This is a genomic window from Blastococcus sp. TF02-8 (assembly GCF_003319175.1).
GTDB lineage: Bacteria > Actinomycetota > Actinomycetes > Mycobacteriales > Geodermatophilaceae > Blastococcus.
Genome location: NZ_QOHK01000001.1, coordinates 459,014 through 483,517 on the forward strand (window position 1 = coordinate 459,014; position 24,504 = coordinate 483,517).

A 24,504-nucleotide genomic window follows, 5' to 3' on the forward strand; every position below is an offset into this window, starting at 1 on the left:
GTCAGTGCTGCGGCAGCGCCGCGGCGCCCTGCTCCTCGGCCAGGCGCTGCGCGCCCGACGTCGTCTTCAGCGCCTTCTCCTTGATGAAGAGGACGACCACCAGGGCCAGCGCGGCCAGCGGCGTGGCGATGAGGAACAGCTCTGCCGTGGCGTCGGCGTAGGCGTTCTGCACCAGCTCGCGCACCGGCGCCGGCAGCAGCGACATGTCCGGCGCCGCTGCCTCGCCCGAACCCTCTGCGGTGCCGAGCACGCTGAGGTCCTCGGCCACCTCGGTGGCCAGGAGCGCGCCCAGCGCGCTGACGCCGATGGTGCCGCCGAGGCTGCGGAAGAACGAGACCACCGAGGTGGCCGCGCCCAGCTCGTGCGCCGGGACGTCGTTCTGCGCGGCGAGCACCAGGTTCTGCATCAGGGCACCCACACCGGCGCCGAGCACGGCCATGAAGAGGCCGAGCACCCACGGCGAGGTCTGCGCGTCGATGGTGGAGAACAGCGCGAAGCCGATGGTCATCAGCACCGCGCCGCCGACCAACCAGCCCTTCCAGCGACCGGTCTTGGTGATCAGCGCGCCGGCGACGGTGGAGGAGACCAGCAGACCGCCGACCAGCGGCAGGGTCATCAGGCCCGACCCGGTCGGCGAGTAGCCGAGCGAGACCTGCAGGTACTGCGCGAGGAAGACCGTGCCACCGAACATCGCCACGCCGACCAGGGCGCTGGCGAGCACCGCGAGGGAGACCGTCCGGCTGCGGAACAGGTCGAGCGGGATGATCGGCTCGCGCACGCGGGACTCGACCAGCACGGCCAGGCCGAGGAGCAGCACGGTGCCGCCGACCATGAGCGCGGTCTGGACGGAGAGCCAGTCGTACCTGTCGCCGGCGAAGGTGATCCACACCAGCAGCAGGCTCACGCCCGAGGTGATGAGCAGCGCGCCCCACCAGTCGATGGAGACGTCGCGGCGCGGAACGGCCGGCAGCTTCAGCGTGCGCTGCACCAGGACCATCGCCAGGAGCGTGAAGGGCACGCCGAGCAGGAAGCAGAACCGCCAGCCGAGCCAGTCGGTGTCCACGATGACGCCGCCGATCAGCGGGCCGCCGACCGTGGCGACGGCGAAGATCGCACCGAAGACACCGGCGTACCGACCGAGCTCCCGCGGCGGGATCATCGCGGCCATCACGATCTGGACCAGAGCGGTGAGACCGCCGGCGCCCATGCCCTGCAGCGCCCGGGCGACGATCAGCATGGTGGTGTCCTGCGCGAAGCCGGCCAGCAGCGATCCGGCCACGAAGAGCGCGAAGGAGAGCTGCAGCAGCAGCTTCTGGCTGAACAGGTCGGCCAGCTTGCCCCAGAGCGGCACGGTGGCGGTCATGGCCAGCAGCTCGGCGGTGACGACCCAGGTGTAGACCGACTGGCTGCCGCCGATCTCGGGGATGATCACCGGCAGCGCGTTGGACACGATGGTCGCGGCCAGGATGGCCACGAACATGCCCATGAACAGCCCGGAGAGTGCCTGCAGCACCTCCTTGCGCGCCATCGGCGCGACCACCGCGGGGTTCCCGGCGGACGGGGTCGCCGCAGCGGCGGGTTCGACGGACGTGGACACGGTTCTCCTCGGTCGTGCTCGGTTCCCCGACGGCGATCGGCCGTCGGGGGTCAGGGGATCTGCGGGGCGGGCGCCGGCAGGCCGGCGGCCAGCGTGTCGACGGCGTCGTCGAACAGCGCGGCGAGCGGGCGGGCGGCGCCCGCGGCGTGCCAGTGCGCAAGGGTCACGCGCACCGCGCACCCGAGGACGGCTGCCAGCAGTGCCGGATAGGGCTCGCGGGCGGGGTCCAGGCCGGTGAACTCGCCCAGCGCCTCGGTCATCTCGCGCTCGCCCGCGGATCCGATCTCCATCAGCCGCGGCAGCAGCTCCGGTGCCGCGGCGATCACGGTGAGCCGCAGCCGCCAGCCCGCCTGGTCCTCGTCCAGGACGGCGAGCTGCTCGCGCAGCGCCCGCCGGGCGGCCTCGAGCGGGGGCAGGGACGGGTCCTGGGCGAGCAGCCGCGGGGCGAAGGTGACGTCGCCGTCGTCCGGGCGCAGCAGCGCCTCCTCCTTGCCGGAGAAGTAGTTGAAGAACGTCCGGTAGGAGACGCCGGCCCGCGCGGCGATCTGCTCGACGGTCACCTCGGCCAGCCCGTGCTCGGCCGCCAGGTCGAGGGTGGCGCGGGCGAGCGCGGCACGGGTGTCCCGCTTCTTGCGCTCGCGCAGCCCCGGCCCCGTCACCGGCCCAGTGAAGCAGCTTTCGTGCACACCGTGCAATCTTTCACGGTGTGCAAGCGGTCACGCGGTCAGCGACCGCGCCACACCGGCTCCCGCCGCTCGGCGAACGCCGTCGAGCCCTCACGGGCGTCCTCGGAGGCGAACACCGGCCGCACGATCTCGTCCTGCCGGTCCCACGCCTCGTCCGGCGACCAGGCGGGCGCGGACAGCACCACCTGCTTGGTGGCCGCGACGGCCAGGGGTCCGTTGGCCGCGATCCGCTCGGCCAGGGTCACGGCCGCCTCCACCGCCGCGCCGTCCTCCACCACCTGGTTGACCAGCCCCACCGCCGCGGCGCGCTCGGCCTCCACCGGGTCGCCGGTGAGCAGCAGCTCCAGCGCCACGGCCCGCGGCATGCGCTGCGGCAGGAGCAGCGCGGCTCCCCCGGCGGCGACCAGGGACCGCTTCACCTCCGGGACGCCGAACCGCGCACCCCGGCCGGCGACCACCAGGTCGCAGGCGAGCACGAGCTCGAAGCCGCCGGCCAGCGCGCCACCCTCGACGGCGGCGATCAGCGGCTTGCGCGGCGGCGTCCTCGTGATCCCGCACAGGCCCCGACCCTCGATGGCCGGCGTCTCACCGCGCAGGAACGCCTTGAGGTCCATCCCCGCCGAGAAGAAGCCGCCGGCGCCGGTGAGCACGCCGGCGCGCAGCTCGTCGGAGGCGTCCAGCTCGTCGACCGCGGCGGCGACGTCCCGCGCCACGGCGGCGTCGAGGGCGTTCTTCGCCCGCGGGCGGTTGATCGTGATGACCTGCACCGCACCGCGGCGCTCGACGAGGACGGGCTGCTCGGACACGGGACCTCCGGACGCGGGAAATGGCACGAGGCCGGGCAGCCTATGCGGCTGCCCGGCCTCGTGCGGGGATGGAACGCGCGCGTCAGGCCTTCGGACCGCCGGCGGCGTAGACGACCTGACCGGAGACGAAGCCGGCGCCCTCGCTGACGAAGAACGACACCAGGTGCGCGATGTCCTCCGGCTGGCCCACGCGGGCGACCGGGATCTGGGAGGCGGCGCCCTTGATGAAGTCGTCGAAGGGGATGCCCATGCGGTCGGCCGTGGCCTTGGTCATCTCCGTCTGGATGAAGCCCGGCGCGATCGCGTTGGCCGTGACGCCGAACTTGCCCAGCTCGATGGCGAGGGTCTTGGTGAAGCCCTGCAGACCGGCCTTGGCGGTGGAGTAGTTGGCCTGACCGCGGTTGCCCAGCGCCGAGGTGCTGGACAGGTTGACGATCCGGCCGAACTTCTGGTCGATCATGTGCTTCTGGGCGGCACGGGTCATGAGGAAGGCGCCGCGCAGGTGCACGTTCATGACGATGTCCCAGTCGGAGTCCGACATCTTGAACAGCATGTTGTCGCGCAGGACGCCGGCGTTGTTGACCAGGACGGTCGGCGGGCCGAGCTCCGTGGCGATCCGCTCGACGGCGGCCTCGACCGCGGCGGAGTCGCTGACGTCGGCGCCGACGGCCAGCGCCTTGCCGCCCGCGGACTCGATGGCCTCGACGGTGGCCTTGGCGGCGCCCTCGTCCAGGTCGAGGACGGCGACGGCGAAGCCGTCCTGGGCCAGCCGGATCGCGGTCGCCGCGCCGATGCCACGGGCCGCGCCGGTCACGATGGCCACGCGGGACGGTGCCCCCGTGGTGCCTGCCTCGCTCATGTGAGTTCCCTTCGGGTCGGATGCCGGCGATCACCGGGGAGCCCCGGTGCGCGGCGAGCTGCGCCCGACACGTTACGGCCGCCGGTTGCGGCCCCTGTCACAAGGTCCGCGCACGACGAGCTCCCGAGCGGTCAGCGCGTCTCCGCGTCCACGGCCTGCACGCCCTCGGCGCCCTGCCCCGCCGCCGCGGAGGACCGGCGGTGCGGGTGGTGGTGCAGCCGCCGCATCGAGGCGAGGGTGGCGTGCCGCACGGCCATCCGGCGCCGCGCCCGCATGGTGCGGGGGGCGCGGGGTTCCTCCCGCAGCAGCGCGTCGAGCCAGTGCCCCCGCGGGTCGACGTCGACCAGCAGCGCCTTGACCAGCAACGTCAGCGGGATGGCCAGCAGCGCCCCGAGCGCCCCGAGCACCCAGCTCCAGAACAGCAGCGCGACGAAGGTGACCGTCATCGACAGACCGACCGAGTCCCCGACGAAGCGCGGCTGGATCAGCGTCTGGACCACGAAGTTCAGCAGCGAGTAGACGACGATGATGGCGACCAGCTCGCCCCACCCGCCGGCGAGCAGCCCGAGCACCGCCGGCGGCGCGACGCCCAGCACGAAGCCGATGTTGGGCACGTAGTTGGTGATGAAGGCCAGCACGCCCCACAACGGGGCGGCCGGCACGTCGAGCCAGGCCAGCGCGATCGTGTCGCCCACCGCGACGATCGCGCCGAAGACGGTGCTGACCAGCAGGTAGCTGCGCGTGCCGCGGGTGAAAAGGCTGAGGGCCACCGGCAGGTGCGGCCGCTCGGAGGCGACCAGCGCCATCCGGCGGCTGAAGCCACCGGACTCGATGGCCATGAACACCAGCGCCGAGAGCAGCAGGACCAGCGTCGAGGCCGCGCTGGTCAGCCGGGCGAGCAGGTCGGTCGCCAGTCCCACCAGCGAGCCGTAGTCGATCTGCTCGACGAGGTCCGACAGCTGCCCGGAGACGATGCCCCGGCTGTTGAGGTCGGAGACGACCTCGTTGATGAGCGCCTGCGCCTGGCCCGCGTAGTCGGGCAGCAGCGCGGCGAACTGCGCCACGGAGACGACGAGCAGGGCCACGAAGCCCAGCAGGACCGCCCACACCAGCAGCAGGAGGACGGTGGTGGCCACCCACCGGGGCGCGCCGATGCCGCGCAGCCAGCTCTGCACCGGCGCCAGGGCGATGACGACGACCAGCGCGAGGAACACCGGGGCGACCAGCCAGGCGACCGCCTGCAGACCCGCGACGGCGATGGTGGCGGCGGCGACCCCACCGACGAGGAGCAGCCATCGGGGCAGCCCGGTCGGGGCGGGCTCGGCCGTGGCGACCTCGACCGCGACCTCGGTGGCCGGGTCGTCCGGCTCCGGGTCGCGGGCGCCGAGTGCCCGCGGGCCTGCTGTCGCCGGCAGGTCACGTGGTGCCGCCATGCCCACCCTCCCCCTCGATGGCGTCGATCGTCCCCTCACCCTCGCCGCGCGGCGAGGGTGAGCGCGCTAGGCGCGCCCGTCCAGCAGCTCCGCCATCGCCGGGAGGTCGAAGAAGGTGGCCATCTCACGCGCGCTCGGGCCGCCGGCGTCCGGGTCGGCCCCGGCGGCGAGCAACGCCTGCACGGTCTCGGCGGACTGCTTGAACACCGCGGCCGCCAACGCCGTCTGGCCCCGGTCGTTGGCCCGCCCGTGGTCGGCGCCGTGGGCGAGCAAGGCCCTCACCGTGGCCGGGTGCCCGTGGTACGCCGCGAGGATGAGCAGGGTGTCGCCCTTGTCGTTGGTGAGGTTGGCCGGCACCCCCGCGTCCAGGTAGGCGGCGAGCTCCTCGGTGTATCCCCCGCGGGCGAGGTCGAAGACCCGTCCGGCGAGTTCGATCACGTCGGGGTCGATCTGCTGGCCGCTCACGCCACCAGCGTAGGAGACCGCGGCCGACACCGCCGTCACAGCGCGATCTTGTAGCCGGCATGGGTGTGCGAGAAGCCGAGGCTCTCGTAGAAGCGGTGGGCGTCGGCACGGGTCCGGTCGGTCGTCAGCTGCACGAGCGCGCAGCCCGGTAGGGATCCAGGTCGGCGGTTCGCTCCCTCCCGTGGCCCAGCGGGTCGTCGGCGAGCAACCCCACCAGGGCCGGCAGGTCGGCAGCCGTTGCCCGGCGCACGTCGACGGACGTTCCCGACAACCGTCCCCACGCCGGACCCGAGCCGGTCAGGAGCGGGCCACCCGGTCGGTCAGGGCCAGCACGTGCTCCCACGCGTCGCGGCAGGCATCGGCCCAGTCGCCGTGAGCCCGGTCGAAGAAGGAGTGCGGGGCGCCGTCGTAGACCACCGCGTCGACCTCGGCACCGGCCGCACGCATCCGCTCGGCGAGGGCTCGCTGCTCCTCGACCGGCGTCGCGGTGTCCGCTCCGGCGATCAGCATCACCGTGGGCAGGTGCGCCCGGTCGGCCGCGTCGCCCACGAACGAGGGGCGGCCGTAGAACCCGGCACAGCCGGCCAGGTCGAGATCGCCACCGGCCAGCCGCCAGGAGTGGCTGCCGCCGAAGCAGAAGCCGACGGTGACGATCGGCAGGTCCTCCCCCGCCTGCGCCCGCAGGTGCGCGATCGCCGCGGTGACGTCGGCGTCGATGCCCTCGACGGTGGTCTGCGGGATGTGCGGCTCCCAGTCGAAGTCCTCGCCGCGCGTGCCGGTCGCGGCGATCCCCGCCGTCCGGCCGAACCAGTCGATGGCGACCGCGGCGACGCCGGCCTCGGCGAAGCGCTCGGCCAGGGCCACGTAGTAGGGGTGCAGGCCGCGGATGTCGGGGAGGATCACGACCCCGGTGCGGGCCGGCTCGGCCGGCAGGGCCGTGCTGACCGAGAACTCCGTCCCGTCGGCGGCGGTGAGGGTCGAGGCCGTGCTGGACCCGACCGCTCCGCTGCGCGGGGGCGCGGGCGGGCGGCTGTCGTGGCTGTGGCACATGCGGGGAGAACTCCTCGGCTCAGGTGTCGGCGGCGTCGCTGGCGGCTTCCGAGCGGCCGCCGAAGATCTCCTCCGCCACCTCCCGGCGCGCCTCGGCCAGCCAGCGGTGCTGGCGGTCGGCCTGGTCGATGAGCCGCTCGAAGAGAGCGGCGTCGACCCGGCGGTCGGACTCGCCCAGGGCGCGCAGCGTCTCGAAGCCCGCCCGCTTGGCCAGCACGGCGGTGGCGATGAACTCGAACTCGACCAGGTCGCTGAGCGGGGACCGGGAGAGCAGGCGGCCGTTCAGCTTGCCCCGGCTGAACTTCTCGGCGACCCAGGTGGCGAGCAGCTTGTACTGCCGCACCGGGGCGCCGAGGGAGTGCATGGTGCTGCGCAGGGCGGCCTTCTCCTCGCGCAGCTCGTCCAGCAGCCCTTCCAGCGGCGCCTCGTAGGCGGTCCCCCGGTGCCGGCCGATCATCCGGATGACCAGCTCGATCCCGCCGGTCGCCGCGGCCAGGTGGTCGTTGCAGTAGATGGCCAGCAGCTCGGGGTTGCGGACGGCGCCGGTGGCGGTCGGGTCGGGCACGAGGCCTCCAGGAGGGACGACGGTGAGCCTCCATTGTCGCCGCCTCGTGATCACCCCGCTCGGCGTGCGCTCACAGCCGGAGCAGCGCCACGACCCCGACGCACGCCGCGGCCCAGAGCGCGCTGGCCAGGGTGCCCACGATGAAGCGCTCGGCCGCGGCCGGGGCGCGCAGCTCGGAGAAGCGTCCCAGTCCCTTCACGGCCAGGACGACGGCCAGGCCCTCGGGCCAGCCGCCCAGCAGGGTCCCGGCGATCGCGGCGCGTTCCAGGACACCGATCCAGGCGCCGCCGCGCAGGATGTCGGGGTCCTGCGGGCCGCCCGTGACCCCGGCCGCGGCCGGGTCGGCGGCGTGCAGCACCGCCGTCGTCACCGGGCTGCCGCCGGTGACGGCAGCCAGGACGGCGAGGACCACGCCGCCCTGCAGGGCGCCGGTGCCGACGCCCTGCCCGATCCAGGCGAGCCCGGCGGCGACGGCGAGGGCCCCGACGAGGGCCACCGCTCCCCCGATGACCACAGGTCGGCGTTCGCCGCGCAGCGTCAGGAGCAGGCCGGCCAGCGCCACCAGCCCGAGCAGCACCAGCACCCCGGTCGTCATCCGGCCGCCCTCGCCAGCAGCCGGGCCGCCGTGGGCCGCAGCTCCCGCTCCAGCTCCCAGGACGCCGCGGCCAGCCGCTGGCCCACCGCCTGCCGGGAGATGCCGAGCTCCGCGGCCGCCTCGGCCTGGGTGCGCCCGTCCTCGACGAGGTCGATGGCCTCCCACGCCTGCGGGCTGCGCCGCGCCACGAGCACCGCGAGGGCGCTGAGCACCGCCTGCGCGTCGGCCGCGTCCGGGGGGACGGCGCCGCGCACGGCGAGGCGCATCGGGCGCTGCTTCGCCGCGTCGACCGCTCGCCGGGCGCACAGGAAGGCCGGCCCGGCGGCCGCGCGGGTGCTGGGCGGCAGCGGGTTCTGCACGGGTCCGGCACCGATGCCGATGCTCCAGCCGCCGAGCCGCACGAGGCGGACGGTCACCTCGAGAACCGCCTCCGGCGTGCCGAGGACTCCCTGGAACTCGTCTCCCGCGGTCCGCTCGAAGGGCAGGACGGGGCGAAGCCCGTCGCCGAGCCGGGCGAGGGCCTCACCGACGCGATCGGGGCCTCGCCGGCTGCCCTGCTGGTCGACGGTCATGACGTACGGCACCAGGCAAGCCTGACAGCTTTCTCTAGGCAACGCAAGTCTCAGAGCTTGTCGGCTATCTCGGCGGGGAAGCCACCCGTGGCGATCGGGCCCCACCCGGTGACGGTGACCCGCAGCAGCGACTTGCCCTGCTTCACCATCGCCGCCCGGTACTCGTCCCAGTCGGGGTGCTCCCCGCTGATCGAGCGGAAGTACTCCACCAGCGGCTCCACCGAGTCCGGGAGGTCGAGCACCTCCGCCTCGCCGTCGACCTGCACCCAGGGCCCGTCCCACTCGTCGGAGAGCACGCACATCGAGACCGCCGGATCGCGGCGCGCGTTGGCCACCTTCGCCCGCTGCGGATAGGTGGAGACGACGATGCGCCCCTCGGCGTCGACCCCGCAGGTCACCGGCGAGAGCTGCGGCGCGCCCGAGGCGCGGCGGGTGACCAGCACGGCCCGGTGCCGGGGGCGCAGGAAGTCCAGGAGCGCCTCGCGGTCGACCCGGTCGGCGGTGGCGATCTTCGGCATGGCCGGAACGCTACGACGACGGTGTGATGATCGTTTCCCGGCCGGTACACCCGCGCGATCCGTGGTGGGATCGCAGCATGAAGCTGCGCCTGCCCGGTCGGACGCCCGCTGCTGCGCGCGGTGCGGACGAGACACGCCCCCAGCCGGCGCCCTCCGTGGACGAGGCCGCGCCGGCCCGGTCCAGCGCGCCGGCTCCCACGAGCGGTCGCGGCCCCAAGATGCAGCGGGCGCTGCGCACGCTGGCCAGCACCTCGGCGCAGCTCCTGCTGATCCTCGCCGCGGTCTACGTCCTGGGGTACGTCCTCGGCAAGCTCTGGGTGATCCTGCTGCCGATCGTGCTCGGCCTGCTCATCGCCACGGTGCTGTGGCCGCCGGTGCGCTTCCTGCGGGCCCACCGATGGCCGCCGGCGCTGGCGGCGGCCATCGTCCTGGTGGCGTTCCTCGCGATCTTCGGCGGCATCATCGCCGCGATCGCCCCCTCGGTCGCCGACCAGGTCACCGAGCTGGCCGACCAGGCCTCGCGCGGCCTGCAGGACGTCCAGGAGTGGCTGCAGGGACCGCCGTTCAACCTCGGCGAGGACCAGATCGGCAACGCCGTCGACTCCACGATCAACTCCATCCAGGGGAACGCGGCCAACATCGCCGGGTACGCGGTCAGCGGCGCGTCCGCCGTCGGCAACGGGTTGATCAACCTCGTGCTGGCCCTGGTGCTCTGCTTCTTCTTCCTCAAGGACGGCCCCCGCTGGGTGCCGTGGCTGTCGGCCCAGACCGGCCCGCGCGCCGCCCGCCACGTCGCGGCCTTGTCCTACAAGACCTGGGCGACGCTCTCGGAGTTCATCCGCCAGCAGGCCTTCGTCGGCTTCATCGACGCCTTCTTCATCGGGCTGGGCCTGTGGATCTGCGACGTGCCGCTGGTGATCCCGCTCGCCGTGCTGACCTTCTTCGGGGCCTTCATCCCGATCATCGGTGCGTTCGTCGCCGGTGCTTTCGCCGTCCTCATCGCGCTGGTCGACCAGGGCTTCACGACCGCGCTGATCATCCTGGTCATCGTGCTGGTGGTGCAGCAGCTGGAAGGCAACGTCCTGCAGCCGATCATCCAGGGGCGTGGGTTCAACCTGCACGCCGCCGTGGTCATCCTCGCTGTCACCGCCGGGGGCAGTCTGGCCGGCATCATCGGCGCCTTCCTCGGCGTGCCGGTCGCCGCGCTGATCGCCGTCGTCTACCGCTACGTGCGGGACGAGCTCGACGACAAGGAGCCCGAGGTCGCCGACGACGGCACCCGGGCGCGCGTCCACGGCGACGACTCGGGCACCGCCGTCGTCCACGAGCAGGTGGCCGCCCCGCAGCCGGAGGAGACCCGGCGCGGCTGACCCCTCCCCTCCGGGGGACGATGGGAATGCCGGGCCAGCACCCGCGTGCTGCACCCCCCGTCCGGTTCCCGAGCACCAGGAGGTCCCCCCGTGGCCCAGCGACCGGAGGAGCTCGTCGAGCTGCTCCCCGCGGCAGACCGGTTCCTCGACCGCGAGGCCGCGGTCACCGACCCGGCCGAGCGACGCGGGCTGGTTCTGGTGCACGACCTCGCCGGCGACTTCGACGCCGCCTCGGCCGGCACCCTGGCCGGGGCTCACCTGCTCAGCGCGCTCTCCGCGGAGGTGATCGCGCGCTTCGACGCCGACAGCCTCGTCGACTACCGGGCGCGCCGGCCGCGGATGACGTTCAACTCCGACCGGTACGAGTCGTTCACGGCGCCGGAGATCCTGCTGTACGCCGTCGAGGACGACGCCGGGGAGACGTTCCTACTGCTGCACGGCGCGGAGCCCGACTACGCCTGGGAGCGGTTCGTCGCCGCGGTCGGCACCCTGGTCGACCGGCTGGGCGTCACCAGCGTCGTGGCGCTGCAGGCGATCCCGATGCCGGTGCCGCACACCCGGCCGGTCACCGTCACCGCGCACGCCACCCGACGCCAGCTGATCGAGCCCTACCCGGTCTACTGGGGCGAGATGAAGATCCCGGGCAGCGTCTCGGCCCTGCTGGAGCTGCGCATGGGCGAGGTCGGGGTCGACGCGCTCGGCGTCGCCGCGCACGTGCCGCACTACCTGGCGCAGGCGACCTTCCCGGCGGCGTCCCTCACCCTGATCGAGCACCTCGAGCGGCTCACCGGTCTGCGGCTGCCCACCGATGCCCTGCGCGAGGCGGCCGAGGCCAACCGCACGGAGATCGACGAGCAGATCGGGCGTTCGGCGGAGAACACCGCGGTGGTCGCCGCCCTGGAGCAGCAGTACGACTCCTTCACCGCGGCGCGCGAGGGCACCGACCTCCTCGGCGCCGCCGGCGAGGTGCCGAGCGCCGAGGAGATCGGCGCGGAGTTCGAGCGGTTCCTGGCCGACCAGGACCGCAAGCGCCCCCGCGACTGACGCCGGTCAGCGTTCCGGCAACCCGGCGACCAGGGACTCCAGGGTGGCCGCCATGCCGCTCGACACCTGGGTGAGGGGCAGGCGGCACTCCGGCGACCGGATCAGCCCGAGACGCCAGAGGCAGTACTTGAGCGGCATGGGGTTGGACTCGGCGAACAGCGTCGGGACCATCGGCGCCACGGTGCGCCACACCTCGCGTGCCCGGGCGACGTCGTTCCCGTCGAACGCGCGCGCCACCTCCACGAAGCGTTCCGTCGCCAGGTGCGCAGCGGCCGCCGCGCATGCTCGACATGCCGACCACTCTCGCACCGGCCCTGCGGTTGGGGAACCCGCGGGTCCGGGTCAGCGCGACTGGCGGGTGACGCTCAGGGCCACCGCTCCGAGGAGCCCGACGACGGCGAACATGTAGAAGCCCCACGGGAAGGCGACGCCGGCGCCGACCAGCAGGCCGGCCAGGATCGGGCCGACGATGGCGCCGATGCGGCCCGCCCCGGCCGACCAGCCGAGGGCCGTGGCCCGCACCTGCGGCGGGTGCGCCGCGCTCACCAGCGCGTACACCAGGACCTGGGCGCTGAAGACGAAGCAGCCGGTCAGGAAGACCATCAGGTAGATGCCGACGATCGGCAGCTTGATCGACAGCAGCGCCAGGAGCAGGGCCGCGGCGGCGAACCAGGCGACGCCGGCCTTCCGGGCGCCGATGCGGTCGGCCACGCCTCCGGCCACCAGCAGTCCGGCGACCGCCCCGAGGTTGAGCACGGTCAGGAACGCCAGCTGCGCACCGAGCTCGTACCCGGCCTCGCGCATGATGCCGGGCAGCCAGTTGTTCAGCCCGTAGACCAGCAGCAGGCCCATGAAGGACGTGACGCCGATGGCCACGGTGTTGCGCAGGTACCCGGCGCCGAACAGAGTCCGCAGGTTCGCCGCGGCGCCTCCCGCGCTGGCCTCCCCCGCGTGCGGGTCCACCGTGGCGGCGGGCGCCTCGAGCTCCAGGCCGTACCGGCGGGCCACCTCCTCGGCCTCCGGGCGGCGGCCGTGCGCGGCGAGGTACGCCGCGGACTCCGGCAGGTGGCGGAGCATGAGAGGCACCAGCACGAGGGCCGGTACCGCGCCGATGACGTACATCCAGCGCCAGCCCAGCGGCTCCACGACCAGGATGCCCAGCGCCGAGGTGGCGACGGCACCGACGTGGTAGCCCGTCATCATCGTCGTCGTCGCGCGGCCACCCCGGGTACCGCGACTGAACTCGTTGACCATCGCGATCGCCGTCGGCAGGCAGCCGCCGAGCCCGAGCCCGGCGAGGAACCGCAGGAGACCGAAGACGACCGGGTTGGGCGCGAGCGCGCAGAGCGCGGTGAGCACGGAAAATGCAGTGACTGCACCGATGAGCGCCTTGCGCCGGCCGAGCAGGTCGGTCAGCGTGCCGATGCTCAGCGCGCCGACCATCATGCCGATCAGACCGACGGTGATCAGCGTGCTCGCGCCGCCCGCCGACAGCCCCCAGTCCTTCGACAGCCCGCTCAGCGTCGTGGGCACGACGACGAGGTCGAACCCGTCGAGCAGGACGGCGATCCAGCACAGCGGGGCCACCCAGCCGGTGGCGCGGGCGGTCGTTCCGCCGGCGGTCGAGGTGGAGCTCACGGGGTCTCCCGGGGATCGGCGTCAGGTGCCCTCGAACGCTAGGGCTTCGGCCGCCACCGCCCCACTCGGCCTCCGCTGGCCGGAACGACGACGGGCCGCGACCGGGAGATCCCGGTCGCGGCCCGCTGCTCGTGCCGGAGCTACGCGCTCGTCAGGAGACGGTCACGTGCTCGTTCGGCACGCAGTGCGTCATGTCCTTGCCGGTGACGTCGCGCGGGCCGTTCTTGCCGAGGTTCGCCGCACGCGCCAGCTCGTCCTCGTCCAGCGTCTGGGTCTGCAGCGGCTCCAGGCCCCGGACGTCGTCCGCGGTGATGCCCAGGGCCTCACCGACCCGCTGGCCCCACTCGTCGTCGCACATGAAGAAGTGCCAGACCATCCGCTCCTGGATGTCGCGGCGGCACTGCTCGAGGGCACCGACGAGGTTGGCGACCAGCTCGTCCTTCTCCCACTGCTCGGAGAGCTGGTAGCGCTCACCGGCCTGCTGGTAGTCGTTCGTGCGCGGGATCCGCTTGCGGGTGAGCCGACCGGTGATGACCGGACCCTGCTCGTCGTGGCTGGGGTACTGCGCCTCACGCAGGCCGCCGAGGATCGACGGCTCGTAGTTCACGTGCGGGTTGGTGCCCTCGGCACGGTCCGCGCCGTAGGCCATCTGGCCGTCGCGCTGGTTGGTGGCGACCCGCGCCTTCGGCTGGTTGACCGGAAGCTGCAGGTAGTTGGCCCCGATGCGGTAGCGCTGGGTGTCGGAGTAGGAGAACGTCCGGCCGACGAGCATCTTGTCGTCGGAGAAGTCCAGCCCGTCGACCAGCACACCGGTGCCGAAGGCGATCTGCTCGTTCTCGGTGAAGTTGTCCACCGGCATCCGGTTCAGGGTCATCGTGCCGACCTTGCGGACCGGGAAGAGCTCCTGCGGCCAGGTCTTGGTGTCGTCGAGCGGGTCGAAGTCCAGCTCCGGGTGCTCGTCGTCGCTCATGATCTGCACGTAGAGGTCCCACTGCGGGTAGTCGCCCGCGGCGATGGCGTCGTGCAGGTCCTTGGTGTGGGTGCCGAGGCTCTTCGCCTGCGCGGCAGCGGCGTCGGCGGGGCCCCAGGACTTCACGCCCTCCTTGGGGTACCAGTGGTACTTGACCAGCACGGTCTCGCCCTGGGCGTTGACCCACTTGTAGGTGTTCACGCCGAAGCCCTGCATGTGCCGGTAGTTCGCCGGCGTGCCACGAGGGCTGAAGACCAGCGAGATCATGTGCATGGCCTCGGGGGTCTGGCTGAAGAAGTCGAACGCGCGCTCGGCGACGTTGGCCTCGAAGGTGACCGGGTCCGGCTTCTGCGAGTGGATGAAGTCGGGGAACTTGATCGCGTCGCGGATGAAGAAGACGCCCAGGTTGTTGCCGACGAGGTCCCAGTTGCCGTCCTCGGTGTAGAACTTCACGGCGAAGCCGCGGGGGTCGCGGGCGGACTCGGAGGAGTCCCGTCCGCCGGCGACGGTCGAGAAGCGCAGCGCGACGTCGGTGCGCTTGCCCTTCTCCTGGAACAGCTTGGCGCGGGTGTACTTCGCGATCGGCTCGTCACCGACGGTGCCGTCGGCCTCGAAGTAGCCGAAGGCCGTGATGCCGCGGGCGTGCACGACACGCTCCGGGACGCGCTCCCGGTCGAAGTGGCTGATCTTCTCGAGGAACTGGTAGTTCTCCAGGGTCGCGGGACCACGGGCGCCCACGGTCCGCTGGTTCTGGTTGTCGTAGACCGGGTGGCCCTGACGGTTGGTCAGAACGGGGCGGTCGGCCTCGCTCGGGGCCGGGCCCTGCGATGCGACGTCGGTCATGCTGGGTGTTCCTCCTCGTGTTTCCTGCTCAGACAGGTCGAGCAGAGCCCCCAGAACACGACCTCGGCCTCGTCGACGACGAAGCCGGCCGTGTCCGAGGGGCTCAGACAGGGAGCAGCCCCCACGGCGCAGTCGACATCGGCGACGGCGCCGCACGAGCGGCAGACCAGGTGGTGGTGGTTGTCGCCCACGCGCAGCTCGAACAGCGCGGGCGCGCCGGCCGGCTCGATGCGGCGGGCGATCCCCGCGGCGACGAACGCCGTGAGCACCCCGTAGACGGCCTGGGGCGACAACGACGGGTGCTGCTCGCGCGCGCCGGTCACGATCGTGTCCACGTCCGCGTGGGGATGGTCGGCCAGGACGTCGAGCACCGACAGGCGCGGCCGCGTCACGCGCAGCCCCGCCTCTCGCAGGTGCTGCGCCCAGGTCGTCTCCATCGCCGACCAGTCAACGCCCTTTTCTTGACTGAGTCAAAAGAAGGAGGCGTAGACCACCCATGATGATCAGGTGACCTGATCACCACGGGTCCTCCCTCGTGGTCGACGGTGAGGGAGGACCCAGAACGATCAGGTCACCTGATCATCCGCGGCACTACGCGAAGACGATGGTGCGCGGGCCCTCCACGATCACGCGGTCCTCCACGTGCCAGGTGACCGCCTGGGCCAGCACCTGGCGCTCGACGTACCGGCCCACGCGGCGCATGTCCTCGACCGTCGCCCGGTGGTCCACCCGCGCGACCTCCTGCTCGATGATCGGGCCGGCGTCGAGCTCCGCGGTGACGTAGTGCGCGGTGGCGCCGATCAGCTTCACCCCGCGGTCGTGCGCCGCACGGTAGGGGTTGGCTCCCACGAAGGCCGGCAGGAAGCTGTGGTGGATGTTGATCAGCCGCTCCGGGAAGCGGGCGCAGAACTCCGGCGAGACAATCTGCATGTAGCGGGCGAGCACCACGAGGTCGACGTCGCCGATCAGCTCCAGCGCCCGCGCCTCGGCCTCGGCCTTCGTCTCCGGTGTGACCGGCACGTGGTGGAACGGGATACCGGCCGCCGCGGCGACCGGCTCGAGGTCGGGGTGGTTGGAGACGACGGCGACGATGTCGGCCTGCAGGTCGCCGGCATTCACCCGGTAGATCAGCTCCTGGAGCACGTGGTCGGTGAGGCTCACGAACACCGCGACCCGGGGACGGTGGGTGGCCTCGACCAGCCGCCAGGTGAGCTGCCACTCCCCCGCCAGTTCGGCCAGCCGCGAGTCGAGCTCCGCGCGCCGCGCGGCCAGATCCGCGAGGACGAACTCCAGCCGCAGCGTGAACGTGCCACCGCTGGGGTCCGACGAGTGCTGCTGCGAGTCGGTGATGTTCGCGCCCACCTCGGCCATCAGGCCACTGATCGCAGCGACGATCCCGGGTCGGTCGGGGCAGCGGACGACGAGCCGCCCGGCGTCGGTGGAGCCGGGATTCTGCGCGGAAGCCATGCCGCGCATACTCCCAGACCCCGCGCCCGCGTGATCATGAAGTTGGGGAAGCGCCGCGGCGTCAGGAACCGGCGCGTCGCCTCCCGAACTTCATGATCACGGGGGCAGCGCGGCGTCAGACCTCCGGCAGCGGGGCGCGACGGGCGCCGGCGACGTCGAACAGGTCGCCGTACTCCTCCACCCGGGCGAGCACCTGATCGGTCGTGAACCGCAGCGCGGCCGGCTCCAGCGAGCCGTCGCGCACGGCGTCCACCTCGTCCCAGCCGATGGGGGTCGACACCGTCGCCCCCGCGCGCGCCCGCAGCGAGTACGGCGCCACCGTCGTCTTCGCGGGGTTGTTCTGGCTCCAGTCGATGAGCACCTTGCCGGGGCGCAGCGCCTTCTCCATCCGCCAGACGACGTCGTCGGGCGTCTCCGCCGCGAGCTCCTGGGCCAGCGCCTTGGCATACCGGCTCGGGTGCTCGCGGTCCGACGGCGTGGAGATCGGCGCGTACACCTGCATGCCCTTGGAGCCCGACGTCTTCACCACCGGGTCCAGCCCGTCGGCCTCCAGCCGCGCGCCGAGCCGTTCGGCCAGGAGACAGCACTCGTAGATGCCGGTCTCGGGCCCCGGGTCGAGGTCGAGCACCAGGAGGTCAGGCAGCTGCGGCTCGCCGTCGTCGTCCACCTGCCACTGCGGCACGTGCACCTCGAGCGCCGCGAGGTTGGCCGCCCACGCGAGATCCGCGACGTCCTCCAGCACGACCATGTCGAGGGTCTCCCGGCCCCGCGAACTGCCCGGGCTCGGGATCGTGACCCGGCGCACCCACTCCGGCGCGTGCCGGGCGCTGTTCTTCTCGTAGAACGCCTGACCCTCGACGCCGTCGGGCCAGCGGGTGAAGGTCACCGGCCGGCCGGCCACGTGCGGCAGCAGCGCCGGTGCGACGCGCACGTAGTAGTCGATGACCTGGGCCTTGGTGAAACCGACCTCCGGGAAGAGCACCTTCTCCAGGTTCGAGACACCCAGCTGACGCCCGGCGATCTCGACCCGCTGCTTCCCGGTCATGACTCGCGCACCACGTCGTCGGGCTCCAGGTCGTCCCGGATCCCCCGCCAGGCCGGGTGGCGCAGCCGGTTCTCGGCGGTCCACACGGCGTAGGCGACCTCGCCGACGAGGTCCGGCTCCACCCAGTGCGCGTCGCGGGTGACCTCCCGGGGCAGCACTCCGTGGAACGGCGTGGCCGCCCGCGGGGTCAGCAACCGCTGCAGGTCGCGCAGCGCCGCGTCGGTGAACCCGGTGCCCACGTGCCCGACGTAGACCAGCCGGCCCTCGTCGTCCGGAACTCCCACGAGCAGCGAGCCGATGGTGCCCTCGCGCCGCCCCTGCCCCGGACGCCATCCCCCGACGACGACGGACTGGGTGAAGAAGTTCTTGACCTTGCGCCACTCGGGGCTGCGGACGCCCTCGCGGTAGGGGGAGTCGAGCCGCTTGGCGACGACGCCCTCCAGCCCGTTCTCCTCGCTCGCCGCCTGCACCTGCGCCCCCGAGCCGGGGAACCACGGCGTCAGCACCCAGCGGTTCCCGGCCGGCGCCAGCTCGTCCAGCAGCTCCCGCCGCTCGCCGTAGGGGCGGTTGCGGAGGTCGCGCCCGTCCAGGGCGAGCAGGTCGAAGACGAGATAGGTCACCGGCGCGGCCGCGGCCATGCGCGGCACCTCGGGGCCGGTGCGGTGCATCCGGTTCTGCAGGGCGCCGAAGTCCGGCCGCCCCAGCGCGTCCATCATCACGATCTCGCCGTCGACGACGAGGTCCCGGCCGGCGACCGCGCCCGGGAGCCGGCCCACCTCCGGATAGCGGACCGTGATGTCGGTGCCCTTGCGGGAGGCCAGCGTCAGCCCGCCGTCCCGGATCCCGGCCAGCGCCCGCACGCCGTCCCACTTGAACTCGTACCCCCAGCCGCCGTCGTCGGGCGGCAGCTCACCGGGGACGGCGAGCATCGGCAGCGGGAGCCCCGCCGGCTCGGGTGCCGCCACCTCAGGCGCTGCGGCGGGCCCGCTTGGCCGGCGGCTTGTCGCCGGCGGCTGCGGCCTTCTCGGCCGGAGCAGCCGCCTTCTTCGCGGCGGCCTTCTTCGCCGGCGCCTTCGCGGCAGGCGCCTTCGTGGCCGCCGCCTTCGTGGCCGACGTCTTCGTGGCCGACGTCTTCGTGGCCGCCTTCTTCGGGGCGGCCTGGCGGGCGGCCGGCTTCTCTGCCGGCTCGTCGTCCTCGACCGCACCGCCGCGGGCGCGCTCGACGCTGCGGCGCAGAGCGCTCATCAGGTCGACCACCGCCGCGCCGTCGTCGGGCGCCTCGGCCGGCTGGGCGACCTCGCCACCGCTCTGCTTCGCCTCGAGCAGCGCCGTCATGGCCTCGCGGTACTCGTCGGTGAACTCCGAGGGGTCGAACTCGGCGGTCATCGAGCCGATGAGCGCCTCGGCCATCTTCAGCTCCTGCGGCCGCACCGAGATGTCCTCGTCGAGGAACGCGAAGTCCGGACGCCGGATCTCGTCGGGCCAGCGCATGGTGTGCATCACGAGGATGCCGTCGCGCACCCGGAGCGCGGCCAGCGACTCCCGCTGGCGCAGCGCGATCTTGGTGATCGCCACCTGGCCGGCGTTCTCCAGCGCGTCGCGCAGCAGCACGTAGGGGCGGGCCGCGGGGCCGTCGGGCTCGAGGTAGTAGGTCTTCTCGAACATGATCGGGTCGATCTCGGCCTGGTCGACGAACTCCAGGACCTCGATCTCCCGGCGGGTGCTGAGCGGCAGCTCGTCGAAGTCCTCGTCGGTGAGGATCACGACCTCGCCGCTGGGCAGCTCGTAGCCCTTGGCGATGTCGGCGTACTCGACCTCCTCGCCGTCGATCGAGCACACCCGCTTGTACTTCACCCGGCCGCCGTCGGCGGCGTGCACCTGGTGGAAGCGGATGTCCTTGTCCTCGATGGCGGAGTACAGCTTCACACCGATGCTGACCAGGCCGAACGACACGGCGCCGCGCCAGATCGATCGCATGCCGCTCCTCCCTCGCGCCCCGGACGCCCGCGACGCTCCACGACCCCGGATCCGGGTCAAGATCGCAGGATAGGTCCGCTGCGGTACCCGCGGCAGCCCGGACGACGCCGCGGCTCCCCCCTACGGGCGACAGCCACCGACCGTCATGGCGCGGTCACGACTGCACGCCGGCCTCGTCCTCCGACGGGGCGAGGGCGCCGTTCTGGATCGCGTCGTACACGAACTGCAGGACGTCGGAGCCCGCGACCGTGGTCATGGTCAGGGCCGCCAGCCGGGTGGCGCGCGGCGCGGTCACGTAGCCGAACACGAACGCCGTCCCCACCCACTGCGCCAGGCAGAACGGGCAGGTCACCAGCTCGCCGACCGCGTGCTTGATCCCGCCGTGCTCCCGGACCTCCTCGGCAACCTCGGCGTGCCCGGATGGCCCCTCGAACTTCACGAACGGTGCCCGGAAGGGGGCGGTCACCGGGTCCTTGGCGATCCGGCGCGCCAACCGGAAGGTGGCGACGGTCAGCAGCACGGCGTCACCCAGCGGGATGCGCTCGGGCAGCCGCTTCCCCGACGCACGGACGGCGGCCGCCCCACCCGCGACGAGGCTCGCGTACACGCCCATCGCGCCGAGGTCACCGGCCAGCGGCCGTGGCTCGCCCTGGGTGTACTCGCGCTTCTGGGTCCGGGCCCAGCGGCGGATCGGCGCCCCGACCCGCTGCACCTCGTCTGTGAATGCCATGACTCCCCGCTACCCCCTCGCGGACCGCCCATGCCGACCGCCCGACGGAGTGCCGCGACCCACACCGGCGCATGGCCTCTCACGCGCCGGGTAGGGCGGTGGTCCGACGCCGGTCCCACCGACCGGCTCCGGCGCCTGCCACGGCGCCACGACGGACAGCCGCGCACACCGCGCAGAGACGGAGGCACCGCATGACGCAGCCCGAGGGCCAGACCGCGCGCGACGTCTTCCCCGAGGACGAGGGCATCCCGGAGACCGCCCAGGACGACTCCCCGACCATGGAGACCGCCGAGGACCCGCAGTTCGAGGCGCTGCCCGGCGAGCGACCGGGCGCCAGCACCGACTTCGGCACCACCGCCTTCGAGCAGTCCGAGGGCGAGTCGCTCAGCGGCCGCCTCGACCGCGAGATCCCCGACGGCGCCCTGGACGTGCGTCCGGCGGAGGACCCCAACCGCGCCGACGCCCAGCTGGAGCAGGACACCCCCACGACTCCGTTCAGCGACTCCGGCACCAACCGCACCGCCGACGACGTCGAGGCCACTGCCGACGTGCCGGTGGGCGGGGAGGGTCCCGAGGAGGCCGCGGTGCACATCACCGACGGCTGACCGCCCCGGTCCGGCCCGCCGACCCGCTCCCCGCAGACACCCCCACGGGTGGCTCGCGGGGGGCGGGTTGGCGCGGGCGCGGTGGGTTGTCTACGTTGGGTCCGCGGTTCAGCAGGTAGCCGCGCCGCGCTGGGCCCCCGTCCGGCACGACACACGTTCGACCACCGGCGCACCGGGGACCTCCGAGCCCCCGGCGCGCACAGCGGTAGATTGTCCGGGCGGTCCGCCGTCCGGGTGCCGCCGAGAGGAGCCACTGTCCGTGACCACTTCCGACCTGCCCGCCGAGGGTCAGCCCGACGTGTCGACCGAGAGCACGGAGGCACCCTTCGACGACGTGATCACGCTGTCGACCTCCACCGGCGAGGACGGCGCGGTCACGGTCACGGTCGTCGGCGAGGTGGACACCTTCACCGCCCCCGTGCTGCGCTCCACGCTGGACAGCCAGCTCGAGCAGTCGCCCAGCGAGCTGGTCATCGACCTCTCGGGCGTGCAGTTCCTGGGTTCGGCCGGCCTGGCCGTGCTGGTGGAGACGCAGAAGTCCGCCCGCAGCCGTGAGGTCGCCCTGCGGCTCATCGCCACGACCCGCGCCGTCACCCGGCCGCTCGAGGTCACCGGTCTGATCGACCTGTTCACGATCGCCGACGCCCGCTGAGCGTCGGGTGCCGCCCTCCGGGGCGGCGCCGCGAGGAAGGCCCCCGCCGGGTTCCGGTGGGGGCCTTCCTCGCGTTCGGTGGACGCTGCTCAGGCCGACAGCAGCTGGCAGACGGCCTGCTCGAGCACCTTCTGGGTGTCCCGGTCGGCCATCCCGCCGGACTCCAGGGCCTCATCGGCCTCCCTCAGGACGTGCGCGACCGTCTCGCCGTGCTCGAAGCGGTCCACCACCCGCGGGTCCACGTAGCTCGCCTTGCACACCGCCGGCGTGTTCCCCAGCTGCTCGCTCACCTGCTTGTAGGCCGCGCTGACGAGCTTCTTGCGCGCCGTCCTCGACGTCGGCGGGGGTGCCTCGGCGAGCGCGGCGGCCATCAGCACGGTCGCCGTCCAGGTGCGGAAGTCCTTGGCCGAGATCTCCGCGCCGCTGATCTCCTTGAGGTAGGCGTTGATCTCGCTGCTGGTGACGTCGCGCCACTCGCCGTCCTCGGTCCGGTAGGCCAGCAGGTCCTCACCGGCATCGGCCGGTCGCTCGAGCAGCTGGCGGACGACGGTGGCCACCGGCCGGTCGGTGATCTCCACCTCGCGGTCGATCCCGCCCTTGGCCGTGTACGAGTAGAAGGTCCGCTCGCCGCGCACCGAGACGTGCGCCCGCTTCAGCGTGGCCAGGCCGAAGGTTCCGTTCTCCTCCTCGTACTGCTCACTCCCGATGCGGAAGGCACCGAGGTCGAGCAAGCGGATCGCGGTCGCCAGCACGCGGTCGCGGTTCAGCCCCCGCGTGCGCAGCGCCGCCTTGACCGCGTCGCGCACGTCGGGCAGCTGGCGGGCGATCTCGAGCACCCGCTCGTGCTTCTCCGCGTCCCGCCGGGCCCGCCACTGGTCGTGGTAGCGGTACTGCCGGCGCCCGGCAGCGTCCACGCCCGTGGCCTGGATGTGCCCGTTCGGCCACGGGCAGATCCAGACGTCCTTCCACGCCGGGGGGATCGCCAGCGCCCGGATCCGGTCGAGCCGGTCATCCCGGATGAGGGAGCCGTCCAGATCGCGGTAGGCGAAGCCCCGCCCCGCGCGCCGGCGCGAGTAGCCGGGGCCGTGCACGTCGCTCCGCCGCAGTCTCACGGGCGGTGGATGGGCACCGGAGGCGTTCCGCAAACGCGCGGCGGCGCAGCGTCACGCCTCAGCGCAGCTCCACCAGCCCGTCCAGCCCGCTGATCTCCAGGACGTGCCGGGTCACGCCGCCCTCGGGCGCGTGCACGACCAACCGCCAGCCCTCGCCGCGGGCGATCCGCGCCATCGCGAGCACGACCCGCACCGCGGCACTGCTGAACAGCGTCACGCCGGTCAGGTCCAGCTCCATCGGGGCGGCCCCGCCGTGGCTGGCCTCGAGCAGCCGGATGCGCAGCTGCTCGGCGCACAACCCGTCGATGGCGCCCCGGGCACGGACGACCGGTCGCTGCCCGTCCCGGTCCACCTCGATGTCGATGCCCTCGACCGCACGCGGGGTGTCCAGGTCGGCGTCGGGTGTCTGCCGGAGCCGGAAGCTCAACGTCACCGTCGTCCCGTGGTCGTCGGCCAGGGTCACGCCGTCGACCAGCTGCCGCATGATCAGCAGCCCGCGCCCGCGGTCACCCGGGTCGCGGTCCGGCGGACGCCAGGTGCCCTCGTCGTGCACGGTCACGGTGAGCACGCCGTCGACGTCCACGTGCGCCGTCACGGTCATCGGACCGGGCTCGACACCGGAGTAGGCGTGCTCGGCGGCGTTGGCGCAGGCCTCGCCGACGGCCACCATGACCCCCACGCGGTCCTGCTCCCCCATGCCGAGCGCGGTCAGCCAGGCGTTGAGCCGCCGCCGCACGCCGGGGAGTGCCTGGGGCACCGCAGTCAGGTCGAGCCGGAACTCCTCCTGGGCCGTGGCCCGGCGGTGCACCACCAGCACGGCGACGTCGTCCAGCCAGCCCTGCGGCTGCCGCACCCCCTCGGCCACGGCGTCGGCGATGCCGGCCGCGGCCTCGGCGTCGAGGGACTCCGGCGCAGCGAGGACCTCACGGGACACCTGTCCGAGCCGGTCCAGCGCGACCGTCGGGGGCTCGTCGGCGCCGGCCACCGCCCCGTTCGAGAAGAGGACGAGGGTCGCCCCGTGCGGCACGAGGGCCTCGTGCACCGGCGCCGGCGCGCCCGGGAGGCTCCCGAGCGGGGGGCGCGGGGTGACGTCGAGCCAGACGATCGCCCCGTCCGCCCCCACGACGAGCGGAGCCGGGTGGCCCGCCGCGCTGTAGACCAGCCGGCCGGTGCCGGCGTCCAGCACGCCGTAGAAGATCGACGTCCCCTCGATGTCCTCCATCTGGGCGGCGAAGGCGTCCAGGGTGGCGAGCACCGCGGCCGGATCGCTCTCCCGGAGGAGGGTGGAGCGCAGCGCACCCCGGAGACGGCTCATCGCCCCGGCCGCCGCCACCCCGTGGCCGACGGCGTCGCCGACGACGAGGGCCAGCCGCCCCTTGCCGAGCGGGATGGCGTCGTACCAGTCACCGCCCGCCGCCGAGGAGTCCGTCGCCCGGTGGTAGCTCCCCGACAGGCGCAGGTCCGGCAACATCGGCAGCGACGGGGGCAGGAGCGACAGCTGCGCGCGGTGCAGGTCGTCCGCGGCGTTCCCGTCGATCTCCTCGAGCACCAGGAGCGCGGCCCGTTCGCCGTCCACGGTGAGCGGCCGCGCCGTCGCCGACGTGCGCGGCCCGCCGGCCCCGAGCCGGCCCAGCACCGTCTCCGGGCGGCCACTGCGCAGCGCCGCGTCGACGGTGTCGGTGACGGGGCGGCCGGCGACCTCGGGGAGACCGTCCGCCCCGTCCCGGAGCTCGCGGGCCCGGGCGTTCAGCCACACGGGGACGGGAGTGTCGGCCCGCAGGAGGAAGACGGCGTGCGGAGCGGCGTCGAGCGCGGCGACCAGCACGGCGGCACCCTCGTCCAGAGGGTGGGCGGTGGAGGGTGGCAGACTGCCGGAACTGGCGCTCATCACCGGCCAGGGAACCT

At 73.2% G+C, this 24,504-nt stretch carries 26 protein-coding genes; 4 read left to right on the plus strand and 22 right to left on the minus strand.

The features are described from left to right. Position 1 precedes the first annotated feature (1 nt). The 11 genes from DQ237_RS02155 to DQ237_RS02210 all read right to left on the minus strand — a co-directional run bounded on the left by DQ237_RS02155 (position 2) and on the right by DQ237_RS02210 (position 9,146). Positions 2-1,597: an MDR family MFS transporter gene (locus DQ237_RS02155; protein ID WP_205730035.1), complete on the minus strand. Its 1,596-nt coding sequence runs from the start codon at positions 1,595-1,597 to the stop codon at positions 2-4. A gap of 50 nt (positions 1,598-1,647) precedes the next feature. Beyond that, positions 1,648-2,256, minus strand: coding sequence for a TetR/AcrR family transcriptional regulator (locus DQ237_RS02160; protein ID WP_166509456.1), 609 nt, complete (start codon positions 2,254-2,256; stop codon positions 1,648-1,650). A 65-nt stretch (positions 2,257-2,321) separates the two neighbouring features. Beyond that, positions 2,322-3,089 carry a crotonase/enoyl-CoA hydratase family protein gene (locus tag DQ237_RS02165; protein WP_113796636.1) on the minus strand — a complete coding sequence of 256 codons (768 nt, stop codon included), beginning with the start codon at positions 3,087-3,089 and terminating at the stop codon, positions 2,322-2,324. A gap of 82 nt (positions 3,090-3,171) precedes the next feature. Further along, positions 3,172-3,948: a 3-oxoacyl-ACP reductase FabG gene (gene fabG, locus DQ237_RS02170; protein WP_113796638.1), complete on the minus strand. Its 777-nt coding sequence runs from the start codon at positions 3,946-3,948 to the stop codon at positions 3,172-3,174. A gap of 131 nt (positions 3,949-4,079) precedes the next feature. After that, positions 4,080-5,381 (minus strand): AI-2E family transporter, encoded by a 1,302-nt coding sequence (locus DQ237_RS02175; protein ID WP_113797429.1) that lies wholly within the window; start codon positions 5,379-5,381, stop codon positions 4,080-4,082. A 66-nt stretch (positions 5,382-5,447) separates the two neighbouring features. Continuing rightward, positions 5,448-5,846, minus strand: coding sequence for an ankyrin repeat domain-containing protein (locus DQ237_RS02180; RefSeq protein WP_113797431.1), 399 nt, complete (start codon positions 5,844-5,846; stop codon positions 5,448-5,450). A 297-nt stretch (positions 5,847-6,143) separates the two neighbouring features. Further along, complete coding sequence (locus DQ237_RS02190; protein ID WP_113796640.1) at positions 6,144-6,896, minus strand: dienelactone hydrolase family protein; 753 nt, start codon at positions 6,894-6,896, stop codon at positions 6,144-6,146. A gap of 19 nt (positions 6,897-6,915) precedes the next feature. Beyond that, a complete protein-coding gene (locus DQ237_RS02195; RefSeq protein WP_113796643.1) occupies positions 6,916-7,461 on the minus strand; it encodes a hypothetical protein in 546 nt (181 codons plus the stop codon). A gap of 70 nt (positions 7,462-7,531) precedes the next feature. Next, positions 7,532-8,056 (minus strand): hypothetical protein, encoded by a 525-nt coding sequence (locus tag DQ237_RS02200; protein WP_113796645.1) that lies wholly within the window; start codon positions 8,054-8,056, stop codon positions 7,532-7,534. Continuing rightward, positions 8,053-8,640 carry a hypothetical protein gene (locus DQ237_RS02205; protein WP_205730036.1) on the minus strand — a complete coding sequence of 196 codons (588 nt, stop codon included), beginning with the start codon at positions 8,638-8,640 and terminating at the stop codon, positions 8,053-8,055. Before DQ237_RS02205 ends, DQ237_RS02200 begins: the two co-directional genes overlap by 4 nt. Before the next feature lie 38 nt (positions 8,641-8,678). Next, positions 8,679-9,146, minus strand: a complete 468-nt coding sequence (locus DQ237_RS02210) for a PPOX class F420-dependent oxidoreductase (RefSeq protein WP_113796649.1) — start codon at positions 9,144-9,146, stop codon at positions 8,679-8,681. A gap of 77 nt (positions 9,147-9,223) precedes the next feature. Here DQ237_RS02210 and DQ237_RS02215 point away from each other — a divergent pair, with 77 nt between their 5' ends. Both DQ237_RS02215 and DQ237_RS02220 read left to right on the plus strand, forming a co-directional pair. Then, positions 9,224-10,516 (plus strand): AI-2E family transporter, encoded by a 1,293-nt coding sequence (locus tag DQ237_RS02215; protein WP_113796651.1) that lies wholly within the window; start codon positions 9,224-9,226, stop codon positions 10,514-10,516. 90 nt (positions 10,517-10,606) lie between these two features. Continuing rightward, the gene (locus DQ237_RS02220) at positions 10,607-11,560 is read left to right on the plus strand and encodes a proteasome assembly chaperone family protein (RefSeq protein WP_113796653.1); all 954 of its coding nucleotides are present in this window, start codon (positions 10,607-10,609) and stop codon (positions 11,558-11,560) included. Between the two features lie 6 nt (positions 11,561-11,566). On the opposite strand, the gene DQ237_RS02225 is transcribed toward DQ237_RS02220, so the two are convergent. The 9 genes from DQ237_RS02225 to DQ237_RS02265 form a co-directional block, all read right to left on the minus strand. Further along, entirely contained in the window at positions 11,567-11,869 is a 303-nt protein-coding gene (locus DQ237_RS02225) for a dihydrodipicolinate synthase family protein (RefSeq protein ID WP_113796655.1), read from the minus strand. A 33-nt stretch (positions 11,870-11,902) separates the two neighbouring features. Further along, complete coding sequence (locus DQ237_RS02230; protein ID WP_113796657.1) at positions 11,903-13,198, minus strand: aromatic acid/H+ symport family MFS transporter; 1,296 nt, start codon at positions 13,196-13,198, stop codon at positions 11,903-11,905. A gap of 151 nt (positions 13,199-13,349) precedes the next feature. Then, the gene (locus tag DQ237_RS02235; RefSeq protein WP_113796659.1) at positions 13,350-15,011 is read right to left on the minus strand and encodes a catalase; all 1,662 of its coding nucleotides are present in this window, start codon (positions 15,009-15,011) and stop codon (positions 13,350-13,352) included. Continuing rightward, complete coding sequence (locus DQ237_RS02240; RefSeq protein WP_113796661.1) at positions 15,008-15,448, minus strand: Fur family transcriptional regulator; 441 nt, start codon at positions 15,446-15,448, stop codon at positions 15,008-15,010. The genes DQ237_RS02235 and DQ237_RS02240 overlap by 4 nt, the downstream gene beginning before the upstream one ends. Before the next feature lie 154 nt (positions 15,449-15,602). Then, positions 15,603-16,478, minus strand: a complete 876-nt coding sequence (gene purU / locus DQ237_RS02245) for a formyltetrahydrofolate deformylase (RefSeq protein ID WP_113797433.1) — start codon at positions 16,476-16,478, stop codon at positions 15,603-15,605. Between the two features lie 115 nt (positions 16,479-16,593). Then, on the minus strand, positions 16,594-17,523 hold the full coding sequence (gene ligD / locus DQ237_RS02250; protein ID WP_113796663.1) for a non-homologous end-joining DNA ligase: 930 nt from the start codon (positions 17,521-17,523) through the stop codon (positions 16,594-16,596). Then, positions 17,520-18,488, minus strand: coding sequence for a non-homologous end-joining DNA ligase (gene ligD / locus DQ237_RS02255; protein WP_240619337.1), 969 nt, complete (start codon positions 18,486-18,488; stop codon positions 17,520-17,522). Before ligD (DQ237_RS02255) ends, ligD (DQ237_RS02250) begins: the two co-directional genes overlap by 4 nt. 1 nt (position 18,489) lies before the next feature. Continuing rightward, positions 18,490-19,500: a Ku protein gene (locus DQ237_RS02260; RefSeq protein WP_113796665.1), complete on the minus strand. Its 1,011-nt coding sequence runs from the start codon at positions 19,498-19,500 to the stop codon at positions 18,490-18,492. Positions 19,501-19,654: 154 nt separating this feature from the next. Then, positions 19,655-20,230 (minus strand): DUF1360 domain-containing protein, encoded by a 576-nt coding sequence (locus tag DQ237_RS02265; RefSeq protein ID WP_113796667.1) that lies wholly within the window; start codon positions 20,228-20,230, stop codon positions 19,655-19,657. A gap of 191 nt (positions 20,231-20,421) precedes the next feature. Between DQ237_RS02265 and DQ237_RS02270 the strand changes: the two genes are divergently transcribed. Together DQ237_RS02270 and DQ237_RS02275 are read left to right on the plus strand one after the other, a co-directional pair. Continuing rightward, positions 20,422-20,835, plus strand: a complete 414-nt coding sequence (locus tag DQ237_RS02270; RefSeq protein ID WP_113796669.1) for a hypothetical protein — start codon at positions 20,422-20,424, stop codon at positions 20,833-20,835. 259 nt (positions 20,836-21,094) lie between these two features. Then, a complete protein-coding gene (locus DQ237_RS02275; protein ID WP_113796671.1) occupies positions 21,095-21,487 on the plus strand; it encodes an STAS domain-containing protein in 393 nt (130 codons plus the stop codon). A gap of 89 nt (positions 21,488-21,576) precedes the next feature. Here DQ237_RS02275 and DQ237_RS02280 read toward each other — a convergent pair whose 3' ends face one another. Together DQ237_RS02280 and DQ237_RS02285 are read right to left on the minus strand one after the other, a co-directional pair. Next, a complete protein-coding gene (locus DQ237_RS02280; RefSeq protein ID WP_240619338.1) occupies positions 21,577-22,599 on the minus strand; it encodes a DNA topoisomerase IB in 1,023 nt (340 codons plus the stop codon). A gap of 58 nt (positions 22,600-22,657) precedes the next feature. Further along, the gene (locus DQ237_RS02285; protein ID WP_166509458.1) at positions 22,658-24,487 is read right to left on the minus strand and encodes a SpoIIE family protein phosphatase; all 1,830 of its coding nucleotides are present in this window, start codon (positions 24,485-24,487) and stop codon (positions 22,658-22,660) included. Positions 24,488-24,504: the final 17 nt, after the last annotated feature.

Coding starts and splice junctions, on each gene's coding strand:
- fabG (WP_113796638.1), bottom strand. CDS start 3,948: ATGAGCGAGGCAGGCACCACGGGGGCACCGTCCCGCGTGGCCATCGTG.
- DQ237_RS02175 (WP_113797429.1), bottom strand. CDS start 5,381: ATGGCGGCACCACGTGACCTGCCGGCGACAGCAGGCCCGCGGGCACTC.
- DQ237_RS02190 (WP_113796640.1), bottom strand. CDS start 6,896: ATGTGCCACAGCCACGACAGCCGCCCGCCCGCGCCCCCGCGCAGCGGA.
- DQ237_RS02200 (WP_113796645.1), bottom strand. CDS start 8,056: ATGACGACCGGGGTGCTGGTGCTGCTCGGGCTGGTGGCGCTGGCCGGC.
- DQ237_RS02210 (WP_113796649.1), bottom strand. CDS start 9,146: ATGCCGAAGATCGCCACCGCCGACCGGGTCGACCGCGAGGCGCTCCTG.
- DQ237_RS02215 (WP_113796651.1), top strand. CDS start 9,224: ATGAAGCTGCGCCTGCCCGGTCGGACGCCCGCTGCTGCGCGCGGTGCG.
- DQ237_RS02235 (WP_113796659.1), bottom strand. CDS start 15,011: ATGACCGACGTCGCATCGCAGGGCCCGGCCCCGAGCGAGGCCGACCGC.
- DQ237_RS02240 (WP_113796661.1), bottom strand. CDS start 15,448: ATGGAGACGACCTGGGCGCAGCACCTGCGAGAGGCGGGGCTGCGCGTG.
- purU (WP_113797433.1), bottom strand. CDS start 16,478: ATGGCTTCCGCGCAGAATCCCGGCTCCACCGACGCCGGGCGGCTCGTC.
- ligD (WP_113796663.1), bottom strand. CDS start 17,523: ATGACCGGGAAGCAGCGGGTCGAGATCGCCGGGCGTCAGCTGGGTGTC.
- DQ237_RS02260 (WP_113796665.1), bottom strand. CDS start 19,500: ATGCGATCGATCTGGCGCGGCGCCGTGTCGTTCGGCCTGGTCAGCATC.
- DQ237_RS02265 (WP_113796667.1), bottom strand. CDS start 20,230: ATGGCATTCACAGACGAGGTGCAGCGGGTCGGGGCGCCGATCCGCCGC.
- DQ237_RS02270 (WP_113796669.1), top strand. CDS start 20,422: ATGACGCAGCCCGAGGGCCAGACCGCGCGCGACGTCTTCCCCGAGGAC.
- DQ237_RS02285 (WP_166509458.1), bottom strand. CDS start 24,487: ATGAGCGCCAGTTCCGGCAGTCTGCCACCCTCCACCGCCCACCCTCTG.